The organism is Colwellia sp. TT2012 (assembly GCF_001440345.1).
Lineage (GTDB): Bacteria > Pseudomonadota > Gammaproteobacteria > Enterobacterales > Alteromonadaceae > Colwellia.
Window position 1 is genome coordinate 1 of sequence record NZ_LJYX01000178.1, and the last position, 742, is coordinate 742.

Annotated in this window: 1 protein-coding gene; it reads left to right on the forward strand. The window is 64.3% G+C overall.

The annotated features are described in order from the left end of the window. Positions 1-115: 115 nt before the first annotated feature. Positions 116-742: VOC family protein (locus ASU03_RS20470; protein WP_197411335.1), on the forward strand; the 627-nt coding region annotated here is incomplete at its 3' end.

Genomic DNA, 742 nt, shown 5'->3' on the forward strand with positions numbered 1-742 from the left:
AGTTTTCGTGAGCGCAGTACAACCGACCGACCGTTACCACGGTGGGCAGCGATCCCGGCTGTCCTGGTTTTGACCACCGGTTGTCCTGCCCCTTGAATGCCCAGGAGCAACTACCGTGCTGCAGATCAAAGACATCAACCATGTGCTCTACCGTCATCCCGACCTTGGGGTGGTCGAACGTTTCCTGACCGATTTCGGCCTGGTGGTCATGCACCGCACCGAGCAACGCCTGTATTTTCGCGGCACCTGCTCGCTGCCCTATGTGTACATCGCCGAGAAGGCCAGTGAAGCCAGCTTTGGCGCCATCGCATTCGCCGTCGAAAGCCTCGACGATTTGCACCAGGCCAGCCGGCTGCCGGGGGCCTCGGTGATCCGGGCGCTGGAAGGTCCGGGAGGAGGGCAGTACGTCGCCTTGCATGATCCCTCGGGGCGGCGCATCGAGTTGGTCCACGGTATCGAAGCCGTGGGCACGCTGCCCCAGCGTGCTGCGCTGACCCTCAACTCGGCCCATCACAAGCAACGCTTTGGCGATGTGCAACGGCCCGGCAAGGGCGCGGCACAGGTCCTGCGCCTGGGCCATGCGGCGATTGGCGTGCAGGACATGCCCCGACACCTGGCCTGGTACCAGCAAATGCTCGGCATGCTGCCTTCGGACCTGGTGGTCGAAGAGCCTGACCGGGACCGCCCGAGCGCGGCCTTCCTGCGGTTGAACCGTGGCAGCGCCTGGACTGACCATCACACC